General features: G+C 40.7%; 23 protein-coding genes. 14 read left to right on the top strand and 9 right to left on the bottom strand.

The window, feature by feature from the left end:
* Positions 1 to 19: 19 nt before the first annotated feature.
* Complete coding sequence (locus tag FA047_RS10605) at positions 20 to 418, bottom strand: hypothetical protein (RefSeq protein WP_136836004.1); 399 nt, start codon at positions 416 to 418, stop codon at positions 20 to 22.
* Between the two features lie 215 nt (positions 419 to 633).
* Between FA047_RS10605 and FA047_RS10600 the strand changes: the two genes are divergently transcribed.
* The 6 genes from FA047_RS10600 (at position 634) to FA047_RS10575 (ending at position 5,767) form a co-directional block, all read left to right on the top strand.
* Complete coding sequence (locus FA047_RS10600) at positions 634 to 1,005, top strand: hypothetical protein (RefSeq protein ID WP_136836003.1); 372 nt, start codon at positions 634 to 636, stop codon at positions 1,003 to 1,005.
* Positions 1,006 to 1,095: 90 nt separating this feature from the next.
* Positions 1,096 to 1,740: a DUF6266 family protein gene (locus FA047_RS10595; protein ID WP_136836002.1), complete on the top strand. Its 645-nt coding sequence runs from the start codon at positions 1,096 to 1,098 to the stop codon at positions 1,738 to 1,740.
* A 102-nt stretch (positions 1,741 to 1,842) separates the two neighbouring features.
* A complete protein-coding gene (locus FA047_RS10590; RefSeq protein ID WP_136836001.1) occupies positions 1,843 to 2,214 on the top strand; it encodes a hypothetical protein in 372 nt (123 codons plus the stop codon).
* Positions 2,215 to 2,300: 86 nt separating this feature from the next.
* Positions 2,301 to 2,690 carry an NlpC/P60 family protein gene (locus FA047_RS10585; protein ID WP_225872698.1) on the top strand — a complete coding sequence of 130 codons (390 nt, stop codon included), beginning with the start codon at positions 2,301 to 2,303 and terminating at the stop codon, positions 2,688 to 2,690.
* A 108-nt stretch (positions 2,691 to 2,798) separates the two neighbouring features.
* Positions 2,799 to 3,482 (top strand): soluble NSF attachment family protein, encoded by a 684-nt coding sequence (locus FA047_RS10580; RefSeq protein WP_169304379.1) that lies wholly within the window; start codon positions 2,799 to 2,801, stop codon positions 3,480 to 3,482.
* Between the two features lie 119 nt (positions 3,483 to 3,601).
* Complete coding sequence (locus FA047_RS10575) at positions 3,602 to 5,767, top strand: carboxy terminal-processing peptidase (RefSeq protein WP_317130915.1); 2,166 nt, start codon at positions 3,602 to 3,604, stop codon at positions 5,765 to 5,767.
* A 66-nt stretch (positions 5,768 to 5,833) separates the two neighbouring features.
* Here the strand turns inward: FA047_RS10575 and FA047_RS10570 are convergent, their stop codons facing one another.
* Positions 5,834 to 6,769 (bottom strand): SPFH domain-containing protein, encoded by a 936-nt coding sequence (locus FA047_RS10570; RefSeq protein WP_136835999.1) that lies wholly within the window; start codon positions 6,767 to 6,769, stop codon positions 5,834 to 5,836.
* 57 nt (positions 6,770 to 6,826) lie between these two features.
* Between FA047_RS10570 and FA047_RS10565 the strand changes: the two genes are divergently transcribed.
* Positions 6,827 to 7,078 carry a hypothetical protein gene (locus tag FA047_RS10565; RefSeq protein WP_225872697.1) on the top strand — a complete coding sequence of 84 codons (252 nt, stop codon included), beginning with the start codon at positions 6,827 to 6,829 and terminating at the stop codon, positions 7,076 to 7,078.
* On the opposite strand, the gene FA047_RS10560 is transcribed toward FA047_RS10565, so the two are convergent.
* On the bottom strand, positions 7,079 to 8,179 hold the full coding sequence (locus FA047_RS10560) for a CapA family protein (RefSeq protein WP_136835998.1): 1,101 nt from the start codon (positions 8,177 to 8,179) through the stop codon (positions 7,079 to 7,081).
* Positions 8,180 to 8,185: 6 nt separating this feature from the next.
* Positions 8,186 to 8,740: a C40 family peptidase gene (locus FA047_RS10555; protein WP_136835997.1), complete on the bottom strand. Its 555-nt coding sequence runs from the start codon at positions 8,738 to 8,740 to the stop codon at positions 8,186 to 8,188.
* A 396-nt stretch (positions 8,741 to 9,136) separates the two neighbouring features.
* Here FA047_RS10555 and pdhA point away from each other — a divergent pair, with 396 nt between their 5' ends.
* From pdhA to hisS, 3 genes are all read left to right on the top strand, one after another.
* A complete protein-coding gene (pdhA, locus tag FA047_RS10550) occupies positions 9,137 to 10,132 on the top strand; it encodes a pyruvate dehydrogenase (acetyl-transferring) E1 component subunit alpha (RefSeq protein ID WP_136835996.1) in 996 nt (331 codons plus the stop codon).
* Between the two features lie 28 nt (positions 10,133 to 10,160).
* Complete coding sequence (locus tag FA047_RS10545; RefSeq protein WP_136835995.1) at positions 10,161 to 11,807, top strand: pyruvate dehydrogenase complex dihydrolipoamide acetyltransferase; 1,647 nt, start codon at positions 10,161 to 10,163, stop codon at positions 11,805 to 11,807.
* A 251-nt stretch (positions 11,808 to 12,058) separates the two neighbouring features.
* Positions 12,059 to 13,441 carry a histidine--tRNA ligase gene (gene hisS / locus FA047_RS10540; RefSeq protein ID WP_136835994.1) on the top strand — a complete coding sequence of 461 codons (1,383 nt, stop codon included), beginning with the start codon at positions 12,059 to 12,061 and terminating at the stop codon, positions 13,439 to 13,441.
* 22 nt (positions 13,442 to 13,463) lie between these two features.
* On the opposite strand, the gene FA047_RS10535 is transcribed toward hisS, so the two are convergent.
* On the bottom strand, positions 13,464 to 13,937 hold the full coding sequence (locus tag FA047_RS10535) for a nuclear transport factor 2 family protein (RefSeq protein WP_136835993.1): 474 nt from the start codon (positions 13,935 to 13,937) through the stop codon (positions 13,464 to 13,466).
* 126 nt (positions 13,938 to 14,063) lie between these two features.
* On the opposite strand from FA047_RS10535, the gene ku reads away from it, so the two are divergent.
* On the top strand, positions 14,064 to 14,834 hold the full coding sequence (ku, locus tag FA047_RS10530; protein ID WP_136835992.1) for a non-homologous end joining protein Ku: 771 nt from the start codon (positions 14,064 to 14,066) through the stop codon (positions 14,832 to 14,834).
* Here ku and FA047_RS10525 read toward each other — a convergent pair.
* The 3 genes from FA047_RS10525 to FA047_RS10515 form a co-directional block, all read right to left on the bottom strand.
* A complete protein-coding gene (locus FA047_RS10525) occupies positions 14,831 to 15,223 on the bottom strand; it encodes a response regulator transcription factor (RefSeq protein WP_136835991.1) in 393 nt (130 codons plus the stop codon). The two genes, ku and FA047_RS10525, sit on opposite strands and share 4 nt — an antisense overlap.
* 232 nt (positions 15,224 to 15,455) lie before the next feature.
* A complete protein-coding gene (locus FA047_RS10520; RefSeq protein ID WP_136835990.1) occupies positions 15,456 to 16,757 on the bottom strand; it encodes an ABC1 kinase family protein in 1,302 nt (433 codons plus the stop codon).
* 6 nt (positions 16,758 to 16,763) lie between these two features.
* Entirely contained in the window at positions 16,764 to 17,417 is a 654-nt protein-coding gene (locus FA047_RS10515; RefSeq protein WP_136835989.1) for a TetR family transcriptional regulator C-terminal domain-containing protein, read from the bottom strand.
* 200 nt (positions 17,418 to 17,617) lie between these two features.
* On the opposite strand from FA047_RS10515, the gene FA047_RS10510 reads away from it, so the two are divergent.
* The 3 genes from FA047_RS10510 (at position 17,618) to FA047_RS10500 (ending at position 21,583) form a co-directional block, all read left to right on the top strand.
* A complete protein-coding gene (locus FA047_RS10510; protein WP_136835988.1) occupies positions 17,618 to 17,959 on the top strand; it encodes a hypothetical protein in 342 nt (113 codons plus the stop codon).
* 131 nt (positions 17,960 to 18,090) lie between these two features.
* Positions 18,091 to 20,391: a TonB-dependent receptor gene (locus FA047_RS10505; protein WP_136835987.1), complete on the top strand. Its 2,301-nt coding sequence runs from the start codon at positions 18,091 to 18,093 to the stop codon at positions 20,389 to 20,391.
* 202 nt (positions 20,392 to 20,593) lie between these two features.
* Complete coding sequence (locus FA047_RS10500) at positions 20,594 to 21,583, top strand: alpha/beta fold hydrolase (RefSeq protein ID WP_136835986.1); 990 nt, start codon at positions 20,594 to 20,596, stop codon at positions 21,581 to 21,583.
* Here the strand turns inward: FA047_RS10500 and FA047_RS10495 are convergent.
* Positions 21,578 to 22,360 (bottom strand): M90 family metallopeptidase, encoded by a 783-nt coding sequence (locus FA047_RS10495; RefSeq protein ID WP_136835985.1) that lies wholly within the window; start codon positions 22,358 to 22,360, stop codon positions 21,578 to 21,580. The two genes, FA047_RS10500 and FA047_RS10495, sit on opposite strands and share 6 nt — an antisense overlap.
* Positions 22,361 to 22,362 lie beyond the last annotated feature (2 nt).

Here is a 22,362-nt window from a genome sequence, read left to right as displayed (position 1 = left end):
GTATATTGCGGATCAAGAATCAGTAGGGTGCCCATGGATATGGCCATGGAGTAATTGCAATCAACCCTTCTCCAAATTCTCCCGACCCATTTCCATCAATTAGAAGCGTAAATGATACGGTGTAAAACTGATTGCCATCATGGAAATAACAATCTGCTTCATAAGATCCCACTTCATACCCACCGGTATTATAACTAAAAGAATTTATCGACGCATGGAATGAATTTTCCGGATCAGTAAAGAGTACTGACGATACGCCTGAATTAGCTGTGAGATTAACAAACAAGTTGAACACTTTGCTATTGTCTGTAGCAGTGATCTGGTATTCTTTTAATACAGTAGTTTGCGCTTGTGAACTTAATGGAGTGGCCATAGTAACAGCAACAAAGAAGGTAAATAATAAAATTACTCTTTTCATAGTTATTTGGTTTTAAAGGTTAATAATTCTCTTCATATATAGGTTCAGTCAAATCTATTAGTTAAGGCATTTGAAAAAGGGGAAAATTCTAAATATTTTGGTAGGAAATTCCAATAATTGTGAATCGCCGCCAAAATAATGGTTTTTGGGAGAGTAGTCGCCCGGTGGCTGGGGTTTCCATTCTTACTTTTGATCATCAAATATTTATTAACGCTATGAGCAAAAAGAAAGTAAGAAGGGAGGCTTCCCTGAGTTTAAGCATTTATAAGAAACCAGATAATAAGGCTTCTGTGGTTTTTAGAAACAAGGCGATGTTGTTTAGGATTACAACGATTGAACGTGCAAAGGAATTTGTGCAACGTGTGAATGAATACCTTGATGACTTGAAGAAAGACTGCGCCGATCCTTGCTTCGTATTGCAGTTTCAAAGTCCGCGGAATAAGAGCTGGGTACTGGAAATTGGCATGAAAGAACCTGGTGCTATGGAATTGAATTTATGGTTGGATGAAGGCATCAAAAGCATGAAGCGCTGCTTCAAATGGATTGGTGATGTAACGGATTTAACGCGTCTCTCTCTGCCTTTTTAATAAGGCATCTCCTATTAGGGTTTCTTTTCTTAGAGACCAGCTGATTCAGCAAGGAGTAAAGCAACAATGAACCCATAAAAAACTAGAAAAATGGGAAAATTAACAGGAGGTCCGTACTACCATTTGGTGGGCAGGACAGGTAACAACGTTGGCCGGGTTGTAAAAGGCAAGAATGTCTTTTCTATGCGCCCGGCAAAATCTAACAGGCCGCCAAGTGAATTGCAGCTGAACCAAAGGCTGAAGTTTGCCGCAGTAACAAAGTGGTTGGGAAGCGGGATCAGTGATTTTGTAGCGCTTGGATTTCAGGATTTTGATTCGGAAATGACGGGTTTTAATGCTGCGGTGCAGTACAATCTGGATCATGCAGTAACGGGTTCGGCACCGAATTATGTGATCGATTATCCGAATGCAAAGCTGAGCCGTGGTAAGCTGAGTTTGCCGGCTACCCCGGAAGTGGCTTCGGCTGCGGGACAGGCATTGGAGTTTACATGGGGAGCAACGGTTGGTTCGCTGAACGCGAAGCCTACTGATCTGGCGGTGTGTATAGCTTATTGCGATATGCTGGACTTGTTCGTCATGAGTGTGGGTGCAGTGACACGTGTGGCATTGGAGTATGAGCTGGATTTGCCTGCGGATTTTGCAGGGGAATCTGTGCATTGCTGGCTGGCGTTTCTCAGCTCGAATAAGAAGCTGGCTAGTGTCAGTACTTACTTAGGGGCTGTTACTGTGACGTAGGTTTCATTTCAGAAAGAGATCTCTTGTTCATGCATAGTTCAAGAGATCTCTCCCTTGGTCGAGATGACGGCAAAACGAGTAGAAAATTAAAAACGAAAATTTATGAAAACATTGAATTTAAGGTCGGCTTGGGTGCCGACAAGGAAAAGTATAGAGCGGGTTTTGCAACTGGTAATTGTATTGCTGGTTTGGTATACGGCACCGCTGTTGTTTGATTTGCCTGAGGGTAATTCGATAGAGATAGCGAAGAGCATTGGTTTGATGCTGGTATTGGCATTGGTGGGGTTTGTGGTGGTGATTGCGGTTTGCTGGTGGTTGCTGAATAGGATGCTGATTGCACTGGCGCTACCAGGTATTGGAGATATGGTTTTATGTTTTAGGGAATTGACTTTATGGGAGCAAGTAAAAGTTTGTTTTGGGCTGTTTGCATTGTTTGTGTTTGCGGCAGTAGGGGTTATAGTAGCGGTGTTGTAGGATATGAGACAGGAAATGAGAAGTCCCGAATTAAATATTCGGGAGACGCCAAGCGAGTTATCGAAATCGCCAGAAAAGAAATTGGCGTGGTGGAAAGAACTGGTAAAAATGATGGCGCCAGAATTGCTGAATATCTTGGCTACTGTAATATTAAATCGCCGGCGGCGTATTGCGCGGCCTGGGTAAGTTGGGTGTTTGGACAAGCGGGGTATTCAGAGCCTCGAACGGCCTGGTCGCCGTCTTTGTTTCCGAAGGCGCGGTTGGTTAAGGAACTTAAACCAGGAATAGTGTACGGACTTTACTATATCAGTTTGGATCGCATAGGTCACTGCGGTTTGCTAGAAAATGTAAAAAATGATTGGATTAATGGAATCGAGGCCAACACAAACGAGGCAGGAAGTCGAGAGGGACAGGGTGTTTATCGAAAAATCAGACACAAAAGGACAATTCATTGCTTTGCGGATTGGCTCAAATAAATTTCTATACCGATTTAGCAAAGAAAACACGAAAGATGAATGATCATCAAAAGGGACTAATTTGGAGAAAACATGATTGTTTAATACTTTTGTTATATCTTTAGCGCAATGAATAAGAGTTGGTTAGCAATTATTTTTCTGGTTATTTCTAACCGGGCCATGACACAAACGAGTCATTTTGTGCCGCCACAGGAACCACCTGTGAGCAGTGCAATTAACATTGCAGTGTCTAGTCTGGATGAAGAGGATGGCAATGCCTATTTTGCAGAAGCGGAAAAAAATGAAAAGAAGGGGGATTACGATGAGGCTGTAACTTTGTTTGGAAAGGCTGCTTTTGAATACAATAGCTCGAAACAATTTAGCCGTTATGGAACTGCTTTGATGCGACTGAGTAATGTTCATTATCTCCAGTCCCATTATACAGAAGCAGAGCAGGTTGTGCTGAATGTCGCTTTGAAAAATTATTCAAAAATTGGCAGTAAAACCGGGCAGATGGAGTCATATAGTCAGCTGGGGAAAATATATCTGGCCTCAAATAAACTTACCCAATCTATGTGGTTTTATACACAGCAGGGTATACTTGCCAAGCAAATAGGAAGTAACAATAGTTACATCGAGTCGGTTCTTGGTATTGCGCACGTTAAGATCAGGAAAAAGGAATATACCATGGCCTCAAGGGACATAAACAGGGCTGAGTTATTAGCCAGATCTGCAAATACAAGTGTGTTTAAAAACCAGATCAGGGAAGCCAGAGCTTTGATTCCTACCAAAGCAACGACAAGAAAGTCTTAATAATTTTACTAAGTTTACAGAAAAGAGACAGTAATAATCCTGTCTCTTTTCTGTTTATTTGTGAAATTGGTATCATATTAGTGTGGATTATAAAAATGGATTTTAAAATTGTTAAAGAGATGTTAAAGAGAATATTATTGGTAACCTTTACCGCCGCTGTACTTGCATGTCAAGCTGCACCGAAACCACAGCAAATGGTTCAGGGTGTAACTAATATTGTGCCTGACGAAAAACAATCGCTTGTTGTAAAAGAAATTGTGACACTGATAGAGCGCTACAATTATAAGAGCATAAAAGTCAATGATTCTATATCCTCTCTGGTATTGGATAAATACATTAAAGATCTTGATCCATACCGTTATTATTTCCAGGATTCCGATATTAAAGAATTTGAGAAATTCAGGTATGAACTGGATGATAATTTTAGAATCGGAGACCTGAATGCTCCTTTCTATATCTTTAATGTTTATCTGAAAAGATACAATGAATATATTAATTATGCTTTAGCCCAGATTAAAGCTAAACAGGATTTTAGTCAGAATGAGACCTATACTTTCGACAGGGAAAAAATGCCATGGGCAGCTTCTTCTACTGCTTTGAACGACATCTGGAAAAAAAGGGTAAAGTATGAGCTGGTGAACCTGAAGATCTCAGGTACTGCAGACGAGAAAAATGTGGAGGGCCTGACCAAACGTTATGAAAGTCTGAAATCACAGTCGTCTAAGATCAACAACCAGGACGTTTTCCAGATGATCATGGATGCGTTTACAGAAACAATTGATCCGCATACCAACTATTTTAACCCAACGAATGCACAGGCATTTAATGAAGATATGGCACGTTCATTTGAAGGTATTGGTGCCAGATTACAATTGGAGAACGAAGTGTTAAAAATCGGGGAAGTAATTCCGGGCGGGCCTGCTTTTAAAAGTAAATTGCTGAGTGCAGGTGATAGAATTATCGGTGTAGCTCAGGGAAGTGGAGAGTTTGAAGACATTACTGGCTGGAGAATAGAAAACTCGGTAGCTAAAATAAAAGGTCCGAAAGGAACTAAAGTAAGGCTGAAAATTATTCCTGCAGGTCAGGAATTGTCTGCTAAACCAGTGATCATTGAACTGGTGCGGGAGAAAATTGTGATGGAAGATCAAAGTGCGAAGAAAAAGGTGAGAACAATCCAGTCGAACGGAAAAGCATACAAAATTGGTATCATCACTGTGCCGGCTTTTTATGCTGACTTTAAGGCTGCAAGAGCTGGTGACCCTAACTTTAAGAGTACAACTCGTGATGTGAGGTTGCTGATAGATACTTTAAAGAATAAAGATAAAGTAGATGCGATTGTAATGGACCTTAGGGCAAATGGCGGAGGCTCATTAACGGAGTCTATAGACCTTACGGGATTGTTTATCGATAAAGGGCCGGTTGTTCAGGTTAAAGATTTAAGAAACGACATTGAAGTACACGAAGATAAAAGTAATGGTGTAGCATGGAGCGGACCTTTTGGGGTGATGATAGACAGGCTTAGTGCTTCTGCTTCTGAGATCTTTGCGGGTGCAATTCAGGATTATGGTAGAGGAATTATTATGGGTACTCAAACCTATGGTAAAGGCACGGTGCAGTCTTCTATTAATATGAATGAGTTGGTGAATCCTTCTATGTTACAAAAGTTAGCTGCGTTGGTAAGCAGCGGTAAAGTTAAGACCTTACCTGGTGGTAAAGAAGATCCAACTCCTCAGCTTGGACAGATTAACCTGACCATGGCTAAATTTTATCGCGTAAATGGCAGTAGTACACAACATAAAGGTGTAATGCCTGATATTGAATTTCCATCGTTGTATCCAATGGATAAAATTGGTGAGGATACCGAAAAGTCTGCATTACCTTGGGATGTGATCTCAAAATCTAATTATACGCCTGTTGCAAACCTAAGCCCTGTTAAACCGGAACTGGTGAAACTTCACAAAGAAAGAATGGCGAAGTCATTGGATTATAAAATGCTGCAGGAAGATCTTGCTGAGGTGAAGAAACGTGATGGTGAAGTTTCTGTAAGTTTAAATCAGGCTAAACTGAAAGCTGAGCGTGATAGCCTGGAGGCTAAATCTCTTGCGAGAACAAACCTGCTTAGAGCTTCAAGAGGTTTACCTGCTTTGAAAAAGGGAGATAAAATCAAGAAGGAAGAAAGCTTTGATTTTATTGAAGATGAGAGTTTGCAGGTAATGGGAGATTTTATGCGTATGGCAAATCCTAATGGAAAGGATGTTGTGAAAACAGTACAGCAAAAGTTATAAACCTTAATTCGAGGATATAAAAAGAGGGGGCTTCCAATTAGAAGCCCCCTCTTTTTATATTATTAATTATTTAGAAGATTTGCCTGCTTCTTTTTGAAGCTGCATGGCCATCATCTCTTTCATCGTACGGTTCATCCCTTCTGTAGAACCATCGAGGAAGATCACATTCCCTTCACTGTTTTCTGCAAATTGTTTGATGGATTCAGTCCACATGGTGAAAAGGATAACTGAAATATCCAGGTTTGCCTCTTCCATTTCCTGAGCGGCTTTTGTCATACCATGCGCTACCTCTGCACGGAACAACGCAATACCTTGTCCTCTCAACTGGGCTGCTTCACGTTCAGCTGCGGCTGCAATTTTGATGGCATTACCATCGGCTTCAGCTCCTTTTGTTTTGGTGATCAAAAGAGCCTGACCTTCATTTTCGGCAGCAGCTTTCAGGTTGTTCGAGGCAACAACACGGCTCATTGAACGCATGATCTCTTCGTCAAAAGTAATGTCATTCAACTGAAGGTCCTGAAGGTGATAACCCCAGCTTTCAAGCACCTGGTCAATCTGTTGTTTTACGTGCTCTACGATTTCGTTTCGCTGAGCGAGTACATTCGCCTGCTTTTGTGTGGCTACATAGGCCCTGATAGATCCTTCAATTGTACGGATCAGTGCCTGCATCAGATTTGTAGAATCGACGAACTTAAATGCGACATTCTTTATGGTCTCTTCGTCATGATTGATGACGGAATAGAGTAGCATTGCCTTGAAGTATACATTTGCCTGATCCTGGGTTACTGCCTGAAATGACAGTTCTACAGAACGGTTTTGTATAGAGATCCTGGAATGGATGTTTTCTATGATTGGTATTTTCAAACTTAACCCAGGCCTTAGCAGCCTTCTGTATTTCCCAAAGATGGTGATGACTGCAATAGTGCCTTGTTTAACCGTCACAAACGAGCTAAACAGGATAATTAATGCAAAAAATAGAATGATGTAGAGTGTGTAATCCATGGCGTTTTTTTATAGTGATAATGAAATATTATCAAGATACGAACAATTTGGTGGTTTATGAGGAAATATATCGGAATACTGGGCACAGATATTGCTTTGTACTCGTATCTAAAGAAATCTACTATGAATGTTAAACGTACTTTTGGAACTATCCTTACAATTTTAGGGATAATCGGATTAATCTACGCAGGTTATGGGTTTATGAATAAGTCGATACAAACCAGAGAACTTGCTGTGGTGGGAATCATTTCGATCATATTCTTCGTCTCGGGTATCGGTCTTGTGAAAAACACCAAGGACGAAGCCTGATTAATCTTTTAAACGGATGCGGCCTTTTTCTGAGAAGTCGAGCTTGTTTCCGGGAAAGTCTGTATTGGTAAGGAACCGGATCTTATAGAAGGCTGTATGATTAGTATCTATAGTCAGGTGATTGATCTTGTCTTGTTTTACGGAGATGATGTCTGCAAAAAGAAAATCTCCTTTGCTGTTGATTTTAAGCTGTAGCAAGGGAGCAAATCCGTTTGGACCTTTAAGGCTAAACATACCATAGGTATTGAAGTTACCCAGACTATATGCAATAAATTTGTTTTTGTAGACTTCCACAGCGCGGGTTACGTGTGGCCCATGCCCAAGTACGACATCGGCTCCTGCATCTATTACGGCATGTGCAAATGCGTGGACATTGCCGCGGTTTTCTTTATAAAAGATTTCATTTCTACGGGTGACGTGTTCGTATTTAGCGCCTTCAGCTCCTCCGTGAAAGGACACAATGACAATATCTGTTTGGGCCTTAAGTTCTTTTACCAGCTTGACTGCACTGTCAATTTTATTGATGGACACTGTATTCTCGTTTGGCGCAAACGCACAAAATCCATATCTGACGCTGTCTTTTTCGAAAACTGTGAAAGGGTGGGACTGCAGTCCGGCGTACTGAATGTTTAATGAGTCAAGGATTTGCGTAGTGCTTTCACGGCCTTTTAACCCAAAGTCGCCGACATGGTTATTGGCGATGCTCATCAGATTAAAGCCTGCATTTTTGATGATTCCGGCGTAACGCTCCGGCATCCGGAAAGCAAAGCAACTGTTGCCTATGGTGTCTTTACATTTGGTAGATTTTCCACTGTTTAAGAAACATCCTTCGAGATTGCCAAAAACAATGTCTCCTTTTAAAAAGGTGTCTACGTTTTTGAAACTGTGCAGCCCATCATCTTTAGGAAGATTTGATTTACTGGGATAAGCAGACCCAATCATGATGTCGCCAACGGCGGTGATGGAGATGGTGTCTTTGATGAAGCGCGGTGTATCAGGTGCGATTACCTGCTGAATATTGGTCGTATTGCCAGTAGTAGTGCAGCTCAGTATTGACAGGAATACGACAACGCTGAAAAGACTGTTATTTATGATTTTCAAAAACTGTTATTCTTCTACGAGTTCTTCTTTAAGGCCTTCTATTATTCTTCCTCCTTTATAGAAGTAACGCGAATAGTAAGGTTCATTTAAATTGCTGATCACTACACCACGTGTTGAAGACGCATGTGCGAAGCGACTATCACCAAGATAAATTCCGATATGTGTAATGCTTCTGCTTTTAATTTTGAAAAATACCAGATCGCCTTCTTTGAGCTCATCTTTTGGTAATGGATTTACCATGCTGAAAATATCGCGTGAGTTTCTTAAGATGGTGGTGTTGAAAACTTTATCGTAAATGGCTTTTGTGAATGCCGAGCAATCAATGCCTTTCTTGGTATTTCCTCCGAAACGGTAAGGAGTTCCAATCCACTCGTAGATGAATTTGTAAAGCTTAACGTTTGAAGTCGCATCCATTGCTACACCCATTACCTGGGAAAAATATTGTGAAGCTAAGTTATCAGGATCTTCTAATTTGCTTGATTCTTTTGTTTTTGTTTGTGCGTTAACGGCCGAAAGGCAGCACAATACAATGAATGATGACAACAAAAACTTTTTTATCATGTTATACTGTTAAGTTTGGGTAAAAAGCACTTACACTTAAACGTACACCACTACGGGCTTATTGTTTGGATGGCAAACATATGTATTTTACAAATGTTATCCAAATACAGGGAAATTTATGTTGAAAGTTATTAACATTTCCACTAAAAGGACCTTAAATTTTTAGCCATATAAATTTTTGTGAGTAGTGGTTTGCGGGCAACTTAAGATGGGATTATCTGGGGTACGTTTGCTTTTAATTTGCCGATATTGACTTAGAGGTTAGTATAGTCAAAGGGATTACAGAGAAATGAGCTTAAAATTTCTGTAACCTTAGTGTGCATTTTACAATGATTTTTCGATATGTTGCAATAAAAAAGTAGATTTGCTCTCGTAAATAAAAATCAACACCAAACAATGAGTGCAGTAGAAATTAATAAAGATACCTATCTGAAGTGGTTTGAGTCGATGTTGCTGATGCGCAAATTCGAAGAAAAAACTGGACAACTTTACGGACAGCAAAAAATCCGTGGATTCTGTCATTTATATATTGGCCAGGAGGCTGTTGTAGCTGGAGCTATTTCTGCTATGCAAAAAGGAGATTCTATGATTACTACTTACCGTGACCATGCTCAGGCACTGGCTCTTGGTGTAAGTGCCGATAGCATTATGGCAGAGATGTATGGTAAAGCTACTGGTTGCTCTAAAGGAAAAGGTGGTTCAATGCACATGTTTAGCAAAGAACACAATTTTTACGGCGGGCATGGTATTGTAGGTGGTCAGATTCCTTTGGGTGCAGGTATTGCATTTGCAGAAAAATATAAAGGCACTGACAATGTAAATATTTGCTACATGGGTGACGGCGCTGTTCGTCAGGGTGCTTTAAACGAAGCGTTCAACATGGCAATGCTTTGGAAACTTCCTGTAGTATTTGTTTGTGAGAACAACTTTTATGCGATGGGAACCTCTGTGGAGCGTACCACCAACATGACTGATATTTACAAAATAGGTTTAGGATTTGATATGCCATGCGCTCCGGTTGATGGTATGGATCCTGTTGCTGTTCACAATGCAATGGATGAAGCAATTCAGCGCGCGAGAGCCGGTGAAGGTCCTACTTTCTTAGAGATGAGAACTTACCGTTACCGCGGTCACTCTATGTCTGATCCTGCGAAATATCGCACCAAGGATGAGTTGGAAGAATATAAAGCTAAAGATCCGATTGAGCAGGTGAGAGAGGCAATTCTTAAAGAGAAATATGCTGATCAGGCCTGGATTGAAGAGATTGAAGCTAAAGTGAAACAGATTGTAGACCAGTCTGTGAAATTTGCAGAAGAATCTCCTTGGCCGGAAGCATCAGAACTGTTTACTGATGTTTATGTACAGACAGATTACCCATATCAAGAAATTTAGAACCTCATTTTAATATAGATATTATAGAATGGCTGAAATAGTTAGAATGCCCAAAATGAGCGATACCATGACCGAAGGGGTGATGGCTAAGTGGCATAAAAAAGTTGGCGATAAAGTAAAAAGCGGCGATGTTATGGCCGAAGTGGAAACCGATAAGGCGACCATGGATTTAGAATCATATTGGGATGGTACCTTATTGTACGTTGGTGTGGAAGAAGGTAAGGCTGTTCCGGTTGATGCTATAATTGCTGTAATAGGTAAAGAAGGAGAAGATTATAAAGCTGCTCTTGAAGCTGAAAGCGGTGCTGCTGCTCCAGCTCATGAAGAAAAAGCTGCTCCGGCAGCTGAAAAGCCTGCGGAAGAGCAAAAAGAAGCTCCTGCCCAATCAGGCGGAGGTCTTTCTGAAGCAGAATTAGAGAAAAAAGGAGTTACGGTAATTCGCATGCCGTTGCTAAGTGATACCATGACTGAAGGCGTAATTGCTGAATGGCATAAGAAAGTAGGTGATAAGGTAAAGGATGATGACATCCTGGCTGATGTAGAAACCGATAAGGCGACTATGGAAGTTATGGGATATGCAACCGGTACTTTATTGCATATTGGTGTGGAAAAAGGTGCTGCGGCAAAAGTAAATGGCATTATTGCTATTGTTGGTCCGGAAGGAACAGACATTAGTGGTATCCTTGCTCAGGGTGATGCTCCGGCAAGACCTGCTGCTGATGCAAAATCTGATGCTCCGGTTGCTGAAAAAGCTGTTGAGGCTAAAGAAGAAGCTCCTGCTGTTTCAAATGAAAGAGTGAAAGCATCTCCACTGGCAAAAAGAATTGCAAAAGAAAAAGGAATAGACCTTTCGCAGGTTGCAGGCAGTGCAGATGGCGGACGTATCATTAAAAAAGATATAGAAAACTTCACACCTGCTGCGGCAAAAACAGCGTCTTCATCAGCTCCGGCTGCGGAGAAAGCTGCGCCAAGTATTCCTCAATATGTGGGTGAAGAGAAATATACTGAGAAACCGGTATCGCAAATGCGTAAGGTAATTGCTAAACGTTTAGCAGAAAGCCTGTTTACTGCTCCGCATTTCTACCTGAACATCAGCATTGATATGGATAACGCAATGTCTGCACGTACTGCAATTAATGCAGTTGCTCCGGTTAAGGTTTCCTTTAATGATATCATCATTAAAGCTGTTGCTGTTGCATTGAAACAACATCCTGCTGTTAATTCATCATGGCGTGGAGATAAAATCCGTTTCAATGAGCATACAAACATCGGTGTAGCAATGGCTGTAGAAGATGGTCTGTTGGTTCCTGTTGTTCGTTTTGCTGATGGCAAATCCTTGTCTCACATCTCTGCTGAGGTAAAAGAATACGGCCAGAAAGCAAAAGCAAAGAAATTACAACCAGCAGATTGGGAAGGTTCTACCTTTACAGTTTCTAACCTGGGTATGTTTGGTATTGATGAATTTACATCAATCATCAACTCTCCTGATGGAGCAATCCTGTCAGTAGGTGCTATACAGCAAATCCCTGTTGTTAAAAACGGAGCAGTTGTACCAGGTAATGTGATGAAACTGAGCCTAGGTTGTGATCACCGTGTAGTAGATGGTGCTACAGGTGCTGCTTTCTTACAAACACTTAAAGGATTACTGGAAGAGCCAATCAGGTTATTGGTTTAAACTAACACGTCGTCATCCTCAAATAAATTCAGGACGACGAAGTACATAAGAAAGGTTGTTTGCCTATAAAGCAGACAACCTTTTTATTTTACCTCATCCTGAGAACAGATTATTAAAAGTATAAAGAAGTAGCGAAGACGTCATGCCATAGGCTCCTCGTCATCACCTGTCAAGAGGTCTTTCTATCCCGGATCCTGAAATAAATTCAGGATGACGAAGAGCATAACTGTTACTTTTTGTACTTTTGCGCCATGTCGAATATCAAACCCTCTTTAGCTAAAGGAACCAGAGATTTCTCTCCCCTGGAAATGGTGAAGCGCAATTATATTTTTGATACCATTAAAACGGTATTCAAAAAGTATGGTTATGCAGAGATACAAACTCCTTCAATGGAAAATCTATCTACACTAACAGGGAAATATGGCGATGAGGGAGATAAGCTGATATTTAAGATCCTGAACAGCGGGGATTACCTTGTCAAGGTAAAGCCGGAATTGCTTGCTCAGGCACAGTCAAATGCAATGATCTCCTCGATCAGCGAAAAGGCTTTGCGTTACGACCTGACTGTTCCTTTTGCCCGGTATGTGGTGATGCACCAGAATGAGATCTCCCTTCCCTTCAAGCGATTCCAGGTGCAGCCGGTATGGCGTGCCGACAGGCCTCAAAAGGGACGATACAGGGAGTTTTATCAGTGCGACGTGGATGTTGTAGGATCGGATAGTTTATTGAACGAGGCAGAGTTTATATTGATCTATCAGGAGGCGCTGAGCAATCTGGGGTTAAAAGACTTTACCATTAAGATCAATAACCGTAAAATATTATCAGGGATAGCCGAAGTAATAGGTAAGCCAGAGCTGATCATAGACATGACTGTCGCCATTGATAAGCTGGATAAGATCGGCCTGGATGGTGTCACTAAGGAGCTTATCGAACGCGGCTTTACAGCGCAGGATATCGAGAAATTAAAGCCTGTTATTTTACTGGAAGGTAATAATGAACAAAAGCTGGATAGCTTGAAAAGTGTGCTTGGATCTTCCGCAACTGGTCTTGCAGGAATTCAGGAGATAGAGACTGTATTTGACTATGTAAAAGCGATGCTTGGCTCAGGATCAGGACTCAATCCGGATGTCGAACTGGACATTACGCTGGCCCGCGGACTGAACTATTATACCGGATGTATTTTCGAAGTGAAAACCAATGAAGTGGCGATGGGAAGTATTGGCGGGGGCGGAAGATATGATGACCTTACCGGTATGTTTGGTTTAAAAGGCCTAACCGGAGTGGGTGTGTCATTTGGTGCAGACAGGATCTATGATGTATTGTATGAACTGAATCTTTTTCCGGAATCTGCCGCTGCGGGAACTAAGGTGCTCATCAGTAACTTCGACAAGGAAGCCGAAAAATATGCCTTGCCGATCTTACAGCAACTTCGTGCTGCGGGTATTGCTGCAGAGCTTTATCCATCTTCTGCCAAACTGAAAAAGCAAATGAGCTATGCCGATGATAAACACATTCCTTATGTAATGCTAATCGGTAGTGACGAGATGCAGAGCGGACAGCTGACTTTGAAGGATATGCAAAGTGGACAGCAGCAGAAATTATCTGCAGAAGCAATAGTTGGTTTGCTGAAATAGTTGCTTTACCACTACATCACGTTCAGGATTTAACAGAGGCCATAAAGTTCTCCAGATTCTTCTTTGCAGTTTTGCTTATTTTATCTCTAAGGAAGGATGTCCAGCCAAGAAGCAGACCAGTAAAGCCCAGGGCTTGCCTTGACCAGTTGTAGAAGCTGAAATGGTCTCTGTGTGCTACAATTTTTCCATCCCGGATTTCAAAAGAAGCTTTGATACGGTTCAAGACCTTATTTCCCGTCAGGGAGAAAGTATACCAGGCATCCCATTCTGCAGTTGCGCCGGTATCAGTTCCTTTGACATTTCTAAACTGCATTCTCATATCTTTACCGTTTTTAATGAGCATTGCCCACATGGCGCGGACTTGCTGTGCATCAAGGTTGGTAAATACAGGATCGCTGAAAGTGGCATTGTCTGCATAACAGTTTTGCATAGCCTGTACGTCCTTCTGTTGAAAGTTGAGGTAAAAATGATTGATAAGCTCTTCATTGCTGTTCATGGGAATTCAATTGTATCTATCTAATTTAGTGATAAGATTTGCATTTGAGGTGATTTGTGCCGTATTACTATTGACGGTTTGAAACAATGCATTAAAACGCTTGTTAATAATGTAAAATACGATGATATGAAAGCAATTTGGAAAGGCTCCATTGGTTTTGGGTTAGTTAACATACCCGTAAAGCTTTTCTCGGCAGTTCAAAATAGCAATCTGGATTTTGACATGCTGGATGAAAAAGATCATTCGAGGATTAAGTTTAAGCGCATTAATGAGCAGACCCGCAAAGAGGTGCCTTTTGATAAGATAGTCAAAGGTTATCTGCTCAATGAAAAATATGTGATCTTGGATAATGAAGATTTTCAGGATGCAAGTCCGGAGAAAACCAAAATGATTGAACTGGAGAACTTTGTGGATATCAAGGAAATCAATCCAATATACTACGAGACCTCTTATTATACGCAGCCCGAAACGCAGGGAAAAAAAGCTTATGCTTTATTGGTAAAGGCACTGGTCAAGTCTCAAAAAGCAGGGGTCGCCCGTTTCGTATTGAGAAGTACAGAGAACTTATGTGTAATACATCCAATGGGGGATGTACTGGTGATTACCAAGATTCGTTTTCCGGAAGAAATCCGTTCAACTGAAGACATTAATGTGCCGTCCATAAGTACGATCAATAAAAAGGAGCTGGATGTGGGCCTTGCCTTGATCAAGCAATATACGGCTGAGTTTAATATTGAAAGCTTCCACGATGAGTACAGTCGCGAACTTTTAAAAATTATAAAGGCAAAGGCAAAAGGAAAACGCGCCACGGTTAAAAAACTGAAACCACGTGAGGAATTAAGTGACGATTTGTATGGTCAGCTGATGAGAAGCCTGGATAAGAAAAAAGGAGCCTAATAGGTTTTTCCTGCAAGAATCCCTTCGATTCTGTCTAGTAGGTCGTCTATATCGAATGGTTTGGCTAAAAAACCATTTGGTTTATATTCCCCGTGTTGGATGTTCTCTTCAGTATAGCGTGCAGAGATGAGTAATACAGGGATATGTTCCGTTTTGATATTGGTACGCAGTTGCTTTAGAATGTCTCTGCCATCACCGTCAGGAAGCATGATGTCCAGGATAACCAGGTCAGGTTCTGACTCCTGAATATGTGCCATCATATCAATGCTTTTATTGAGGCCAGTCACTTTATAGGCTTCGCTTTGCAGGATCAAAGTGATGACATCGAGGATTGCATGGTTGTCCTCAATTACTAATATGTTTTTGTAAACTATGGAGCCTTTTGCCAAAACGGGATTCTTTAGGATGCAAATATATCAAGTAGTTTGATTTGTTTATGGTTTATTTGTTTTTTATAAACAAATTTTTACAATTCTCTATAGCGATAGCCCTTTAAGGTTGTTTAGAGGTGATCGAAAAATAATTAGAGCTAGAATGAAACCTTTTGAACTTTTAATAGTCAAATGTGTAGTTTTTAGTTTTAGGTTAGGTAAGGGTACAGCCGTGGCGACTGTACCTTTCCTATTTTATATGGGGTTTATAAGTGTCTGTATTTACTACAGCTTTTAATTCCTGAAGTATGGTGTAAAGCCCGAAGTTGGTGCGGTTTACATAAATGAAATGCTTCACTCCTCTGGCTTGTTTAAACTCAGGCATTTTCGAGATCTTATCTCCATAATTGTACAATTGCTGAAAGAAGTCGGGATTGTCGAAATCAAAGGTTCTGCTGGTATAAGGCTTTGCAAACAACACAATCATTTCCAGGTACATTTTATGGTAGAAAGTAATCTGCTGTTCATTGTCATTTGGAAGGATCATCTCTAGCTTTCGGAATGCCTCAATGGTTTTCTCTTTATCATTAATGATATCTGTGGAGATGAGAGAAAAGAAGGGGAAATAGAAATCGTCAGGCATCTCTTTGATGCAACCAAAATCTATCACGCCTAATTTTTCATCAGGGGTAATCAAAAAATTGCCAGGATGGGGATCAGCATGCACTGCTTTTAATTCATGCTGCTGGAAATTGTAGAAATCCCACAGCGCCTGACCGATCTTATTTCTTAATTCCTGTGAAGGATTTGTTTTTAAAAACTCTTTCAGGTGCATGCCTTCAATCCAGTCCATGGATATAATTCTTTTACCTGATAATTCAGGATAATAGGTAGGGAATACCACATTGCTAAGGTTTCTGCAAGCTTCAGAGAACTGAATGGAACGCCGTACTTCCAGCTCGTAATCCGTCTCTTCCAGTAAACGTTCTTCAACTTCCTTGATGTAGATGTTTAAATCCTTTTCACTCATATTGAGTAAACGGAAGGCAAATGGTTTTACCAGCTTAAGATCAGAAGAAATACTATCTCCAACGCCCGGATACTGGATTTTGACAGCTAGTTTTTTACCATTCAGCTCAGCAGTATGTACTTGTCCGATTGAAGCAGCATTGGTGGATTTCAAGTTGAACTTATCAAAGATCTTTTCAGGCGGTTTTCCGAAGCTCTTGCTAAAGGTTCTAACAATTAGCGGTCCCGAAAGTGGGGGAGCATTGTATTGTGACTGAGTGAATTTATCGACATAAGATTTTGGAAGGATGTTCTTATCCATGCTGAGCATCTGCGCGATTTTCAGCGCACTTCCTTTTAGCTCGCTTAAAGACTTATAGATATCTGTTGCATTGTCCTCATTTAGCTCGTCTCTGCTAAGGTCGGGATTAAACAGTTTTTTTGAATAATGTTTAATGTAGTTGCCGCCGATTTGAATTCCTGTCTTTACGAATTTAGCTGACCGTTGGGTTTTGGTAACAGGAATACTTTTTTGCTCTTTCATGACGCCTTATAATCCCATCTTTTCTTTAAACCTGCTGTTTCTGGAGAGGAATTTTCCATATTCCAGTAAGTTGTCTATCGGTGAATGCTGAAACAGATCGAAGGTAACATTGATGCCTTTTTCTATCGCCTCGTCTGTCTTTTCAAAATCAGCACTCTCGTCATTCATCCAGAATTTTACGATAAAGGCAAACTGGAGCCATACCGCATCTTTATATTTTTTGCTTATAAATCTGCGCTCAGCCAGCTCTCCGCTTTCGAGGCCTTCATTGATGATCTCTTCTGCAAAATGCTCAAAGATGGGTTTGACACCAGAAAGTACATCAGGTGTTGAGAAGCCGTTTCGACTTGATCTTATGGTATACAGTACGAAACTTCTTTGTCTTTTGAGGACTTCAACGTAGCTGTAAAAGAAGGCAAGGATTTTATCTCTTGAAGAGTATTCGTTCCATACCTCCTGCTGTTGCAGCGTATCTATGGTTTCAATGGTAAGCTCTGCCCAAACAACTTTCTCTATGCTTTCGAATGAGGCATAGAATTCGTAGAATTCAGGTTCAGAGATCTTAAGTTTTTTGGTAAAGCTGTAAACTGATTTGGGTTTTTCATCGTGGGTCAGGACATAGTCGATATAACCCTTTTTTATTTGCTGAGCGGTGGCCATTTCTTTTTATTCTATATAACGAATAAATGGATTGCATAGTTTGCAAGACGCTTAAAGTTAGGAGATTATTGTATCATCTTTGTGTAATAAAAGATATAGAGGGTGCTGAAGATTTGGTTTGTTAGTCCAGTCATACGTTGGCAATGTTATCAAACAAATGTTTGGAATTGTATAGAATTGACTAATTTTGGCTTTTGAAATTGAAAAAGAAGCTTCTACATATCCATCAGTTGATGTCGGTCTTGCTGCTAATGGTATTTGCCATTGCCCTGACCCCTTTTTCAGCGTTTCATAATCACCACCATCAGGAGGAGGTCGCTTGTAAAAAAGACCATAAGGACTGCGGACATAGATTTCATATCCATAGTAGTTCTGATGACTGTCTGATTTGTAAAGCACATTTTGAAAAGAACTATACACATGTACATCATCATTATCAGCTATTCAAAGATGTAAAGTTTGTGTCTAAGTATTTTATAGTAGCTCAGGGCAATTACGCTGAGCTCATCAGTCTGGCCCTAAGAGGTCCTCCTATAGCTTAGCATTGTCTTCTTCGGGATACTCTCCTAATTAAATTATATTTTATAAGAAATCAGCACTTCTTTAGATGCGCTATGTATTGGCATAGGCCTTAAAGATGATGTTTGTATGCTGATTTTTCAATCACACATTCATGAAAAAGATAAAACTTTTATTAGCAGTAATGCTATATACATTTATAACAACAACGGCCTTTGCAACTGAATTAGCAGAGTTTAAGGGGAAGGTCATTGATGCATCAACCCAGGAACCGCTTGCTGGGGCTACAATTTATATTACCGATTTAAAAGCTATTACGACCACAAATTCAGACGGTGAGTTTACCCTGAAAAATGTTCCTGCAAAAGGGAGGTTTCTGTTGGAGGTACGCTTTATTGGCTATAAAACACATTCGCAGATGATAGATCTGGCAGTGCCGACAAAGCTAAATATAACTATGCAGCCTTCGATTATAGAAAGTGCTGAAATCGTAATTACAGGCTCTCCGTTCAGTTCAAATAATAAAACCAATAGCTTGTCCGTGGTAACCGTTGGGAAAGAAAAATTGACCCAGGCAGGAGGTACGAATTTAATTGACGCAGTAGCCAAAGTGCCCGGGATTTCACAAGTGAGTACTGGCGGCGCTATTTCTAAACCGGTAATCCGCGGATTAGGTTACAACAGGGTACTGACCATGGTAGATGGTGCGAGGGAAGAGGCTCAGCAATGGGGCGATGAACATGGTATCGAGGTAGATCAGTTTTCAGCCGCAAGGGTTGAAATCCTGAAGGGGCCGGCGAGTTTACTTTACGGTTCTGACGCATTAGGAGGGGTTATCAATATTATTGATGATCTGGTTCCTGCCCCTGGAACGCATCAAGGAAATTTTATCAGCTCATACAGTACGAATAATGGGCTTACAGCATCTTCTTTAATGATGCAGGGTAATGACAATGGGTTTGTGTACAGAGGACGTGCGTCTTATAAAAATGCATATGGATTTAGTTACAAAAATGCGGTAGTTCCCAATTCAGGATTTAATGAATTTAACCTGAATGGCATGGTGGGGCTGAACAAAAGCTGGGGATATTCTCATTTAACTTTCTCCAGATTCAACACCAACGTAGGACTGGTAGAGGAAGGACCGGATGACAGTGGGGATTATCTGGATGAGGATGGAAATCAAATTGACAGATCAACGGCACAAAGAAGAGACCTTAATCTGCCATTTCAGAATATCAACCATTATCGTGCTGCGCTCAACAGTAATGTTATCCTTGGAAAAGGACAGTTGAGAACTACTTTTGCTTTTCAGCGCAACATCCGCAAAGAGTTTGAGGAAAGTAGGGCTGAGCCGGGGTTGAATCTGAACCTGAATTCGTACACCTATGATTTGAAGTATTATTTCCCTAATGCAGGAAAATGGGAGCCGGCAATTGGTGTTCAGGGTATGTACCAAGAGAACAGCAATCATGGAGATGAATTTTTAATTCCTGATTATACAAGCAACAACATCGGAGCATTTGCTTATCTGAAACGTAATTTTGAAAATGGGGCAATCAACATTGGTGCCCGATATGATTATAAAAAGGTAGATGGAGAAGGGCTTGTATTCGATGGAGAAGAGGTTTTTAGTGCTTTCAATAACAAGTTTTCCAATGTGTCAGGTTCCCTTGGCTTCGCATTTGAAGTGGCTAAAGACCTGGTCATTAAAGGAAACGCCGGATCAGGGTTCAGAGCTCCGAATATTGCAGAGTTGGGTGCCAATGGACGTCATGAAGGGACTTTCAGATATGAAATTGGTAATAGTAATTTGAAACAGGAAACAAGTTTGCAATTCGATCTGGGGCTAGAATATACTGCACATCATATCACTTTCGGGTTAAATGGTTTTGCCAACCGCATCTTCAATTACATCTACCTCGGCAATTTTAACAATGAAAGTAAAGAGCTTGAGAATGAAGATGGAGGACTTGAGACTTTACCGGTTTATCGTTTCGTACAGACTAAGGCCGATCTGATAGGCGGAGAAGCTTCAGTAGATTTCCATTTGGTGAAGTCATTGCATTTTGAGAACTCTTTTTCTTATGTGAAAGGGATCAACCGCGCTGATGATAGTCCGCTGGCTTTTATCCCCGCTGCAAGTTTAAATAATGAGCTGCGTTTTGAGCCGGAAATCAAAGGCTTTGATGGCGCTTACATTAAAATCGGGGTTACTAACGTTTTCAAACAAGCCCGCTTCGATAGCTTTGAAACCCAAACAAATGGATATACGTTACTCGATGCAGGTATAGGCACAAGCATTAAGACGGCGAAAGGTAAATTCAATTTATGGGTGACCGGACAGAATCTTTTAAATAAAGAATATTACAACCACCTGAGCAGATATAAGCTGGCAAATATTTACAATCCGGGAAGGAATGTGACTTTTGGAATTAGCTTGCCTTTCATGTAAAAGGTATGGCTTACCAAAAAAGGGCAGGTAAATTGTTTACCTGCCCTTTTTTGGTACATTACTTTTTTGTCTCCAAGCCGCCCACTGAGTATATTTCCGCAAAAACATAAATAATGCTTAAGTTTAGTGTTTTCAGGTCTGATTATTGTTTCTTACCGGAAGCTAACTTAACTGAAGAAAGCGGCTTATTAATACCTAACTTATGATTAAAAGAAACTTATTTTTTGTTGTTCTATTTCTTTGTGCATCGATGGCTGTCAAAGCCCAGAAGACTGATACGTTATCCATTAACCTAGAGAATGTAAAGTATCCATATCCGGTAAAGTTTTTTAATGTAAGTGCCGAGGGGCAGGATTTGAGAATGGCATATATGGATGTGCCTGCGGCAAAAATGGTTAATGGACGGACTGTAATACTTTTTCATGGAAAGAATTTCGGGGGATATTACTGGACAAATGTAATTCAGGCATTGAGTAATAGGGGTTTTAGGGTGATTGTGCCAGACCAGATTGGATTTGGAAAATCATCAAAAGCCTTTATTCATTATAGCTTTCATCAAATGGCACAGTGGAATAAGGCATTGCTAGATCAGCTAGGTATTCAAAAAGCTAGCGTTTTAGGGCATTCTATGGGAGGCATGCTAGCTACACGCTTTGCGCTGATGTATCCGGAGCAAACTGAAAAGCTGCTGCTGGAGAATCCCATCGGACTGGAAGATTACCGCCGGTTTATTCCCTATGTAAGCACAGAGGATCAATATAAAACTGAATTGAAATCGACAGCTGAAAGTGTAAGGAAGTATTATCAAAGTTCTTACTTTACGGTTTGGAAGCCTGAATACGAAGAACTGGTACGCATTGCCGGCGGTGTTACCAACAGTGCTGATTTCCCCCGCTGGGCAAAAGTAGCTGCGATGACCTTTACTATGATCTATGAACAGCCGGTAGTGTATGAATTTTATAACATTAAAGTACCGACAGTTTTGTTCATTGGCAAGGAAGATAAGACAATTGTAGGTAAAGGTTTATTGAGCCCGGACCAACAGGCCTTATACGGCCAATACAGATTATTGGGAAAACAAACAGCTGCCAAAATACCAGGGGCTAAGATCATAGAATTTGAAGCCTGCGGACATATTCCTCATATTGAAATACCAACAGAGTTTACTGTTGCGCTATTAGGAAGTCTATAACTGCTTAGCAGCAGCGGGATCCTGTAAGAAAATAGCAGACAAACGATCGTAAAGTTCAGGATGTTTGGTCCTGAACTGATCTGGTTTTTCAAAAAAGTATTCCGATACAACAGCAAAGAATTCTGCCTCATTGGTAATTGCATAGGGGTTAATGTCTGATTTTCCCTTCTCAATTCTCTCCATTTCTTCGTGGATCATTTTAATCCAGGGAATGCTGTATTCATGTCTCATCAGGTTTTCCGGAATGCCGTCTGTGGCACCGTCTGATTTATCCAGCAAATGAACAAATTCGTGTATGGCGGTATTTTCTTTGTCGGCAGCATTGGAAAAGCCAAGCAGAAGCGCAGATCTGGACAAGATCATTTGCCCGTTCATATACCCGCTGCCCACCATGCCGAGAATATTTCTATCTCCACCCTCATATTGGAACTCAGTATTAAACGTGTCTGGATAGAGCAAAACATTACTGAGGTTATTGTACTTCCATGTAGTGAAACCAAATATAGGTATTACGGCGCTGGAAGCAACCAGGAGCTTGTCAAGGGGAGTAACTGGCGTTCCTACCCCTTCAATATGAACATAGCTTAAAAACGAGGAAATCTTATCTTCAAACTTTAACCGGTCATCTACATTTAAATGTTGATAAAAAACGACGTTTTTGAATAGCAATTCCCTATCAGCTTCACTGAGCTGTACATAGTTTTTTCTATTGTCCTTTCTGAGGATGAAGTAAAATACCAAAAGCAAGATCGGAATTAAAATAAAGAAGCTCTCCATGG

The organism is Pedobacter frigoris, assembly GCF_005116445.1.
Taxonomy (GTDB): Bacteria; Bacteroidota; Bacteroidia; order Sphingobacteriales; family Sphingobacteriaceae; genus Pedobacter; species Pedobacter frigoris.
This window is presented reverse-complemented; position numbering and strand designations above follow the sequence as displayed.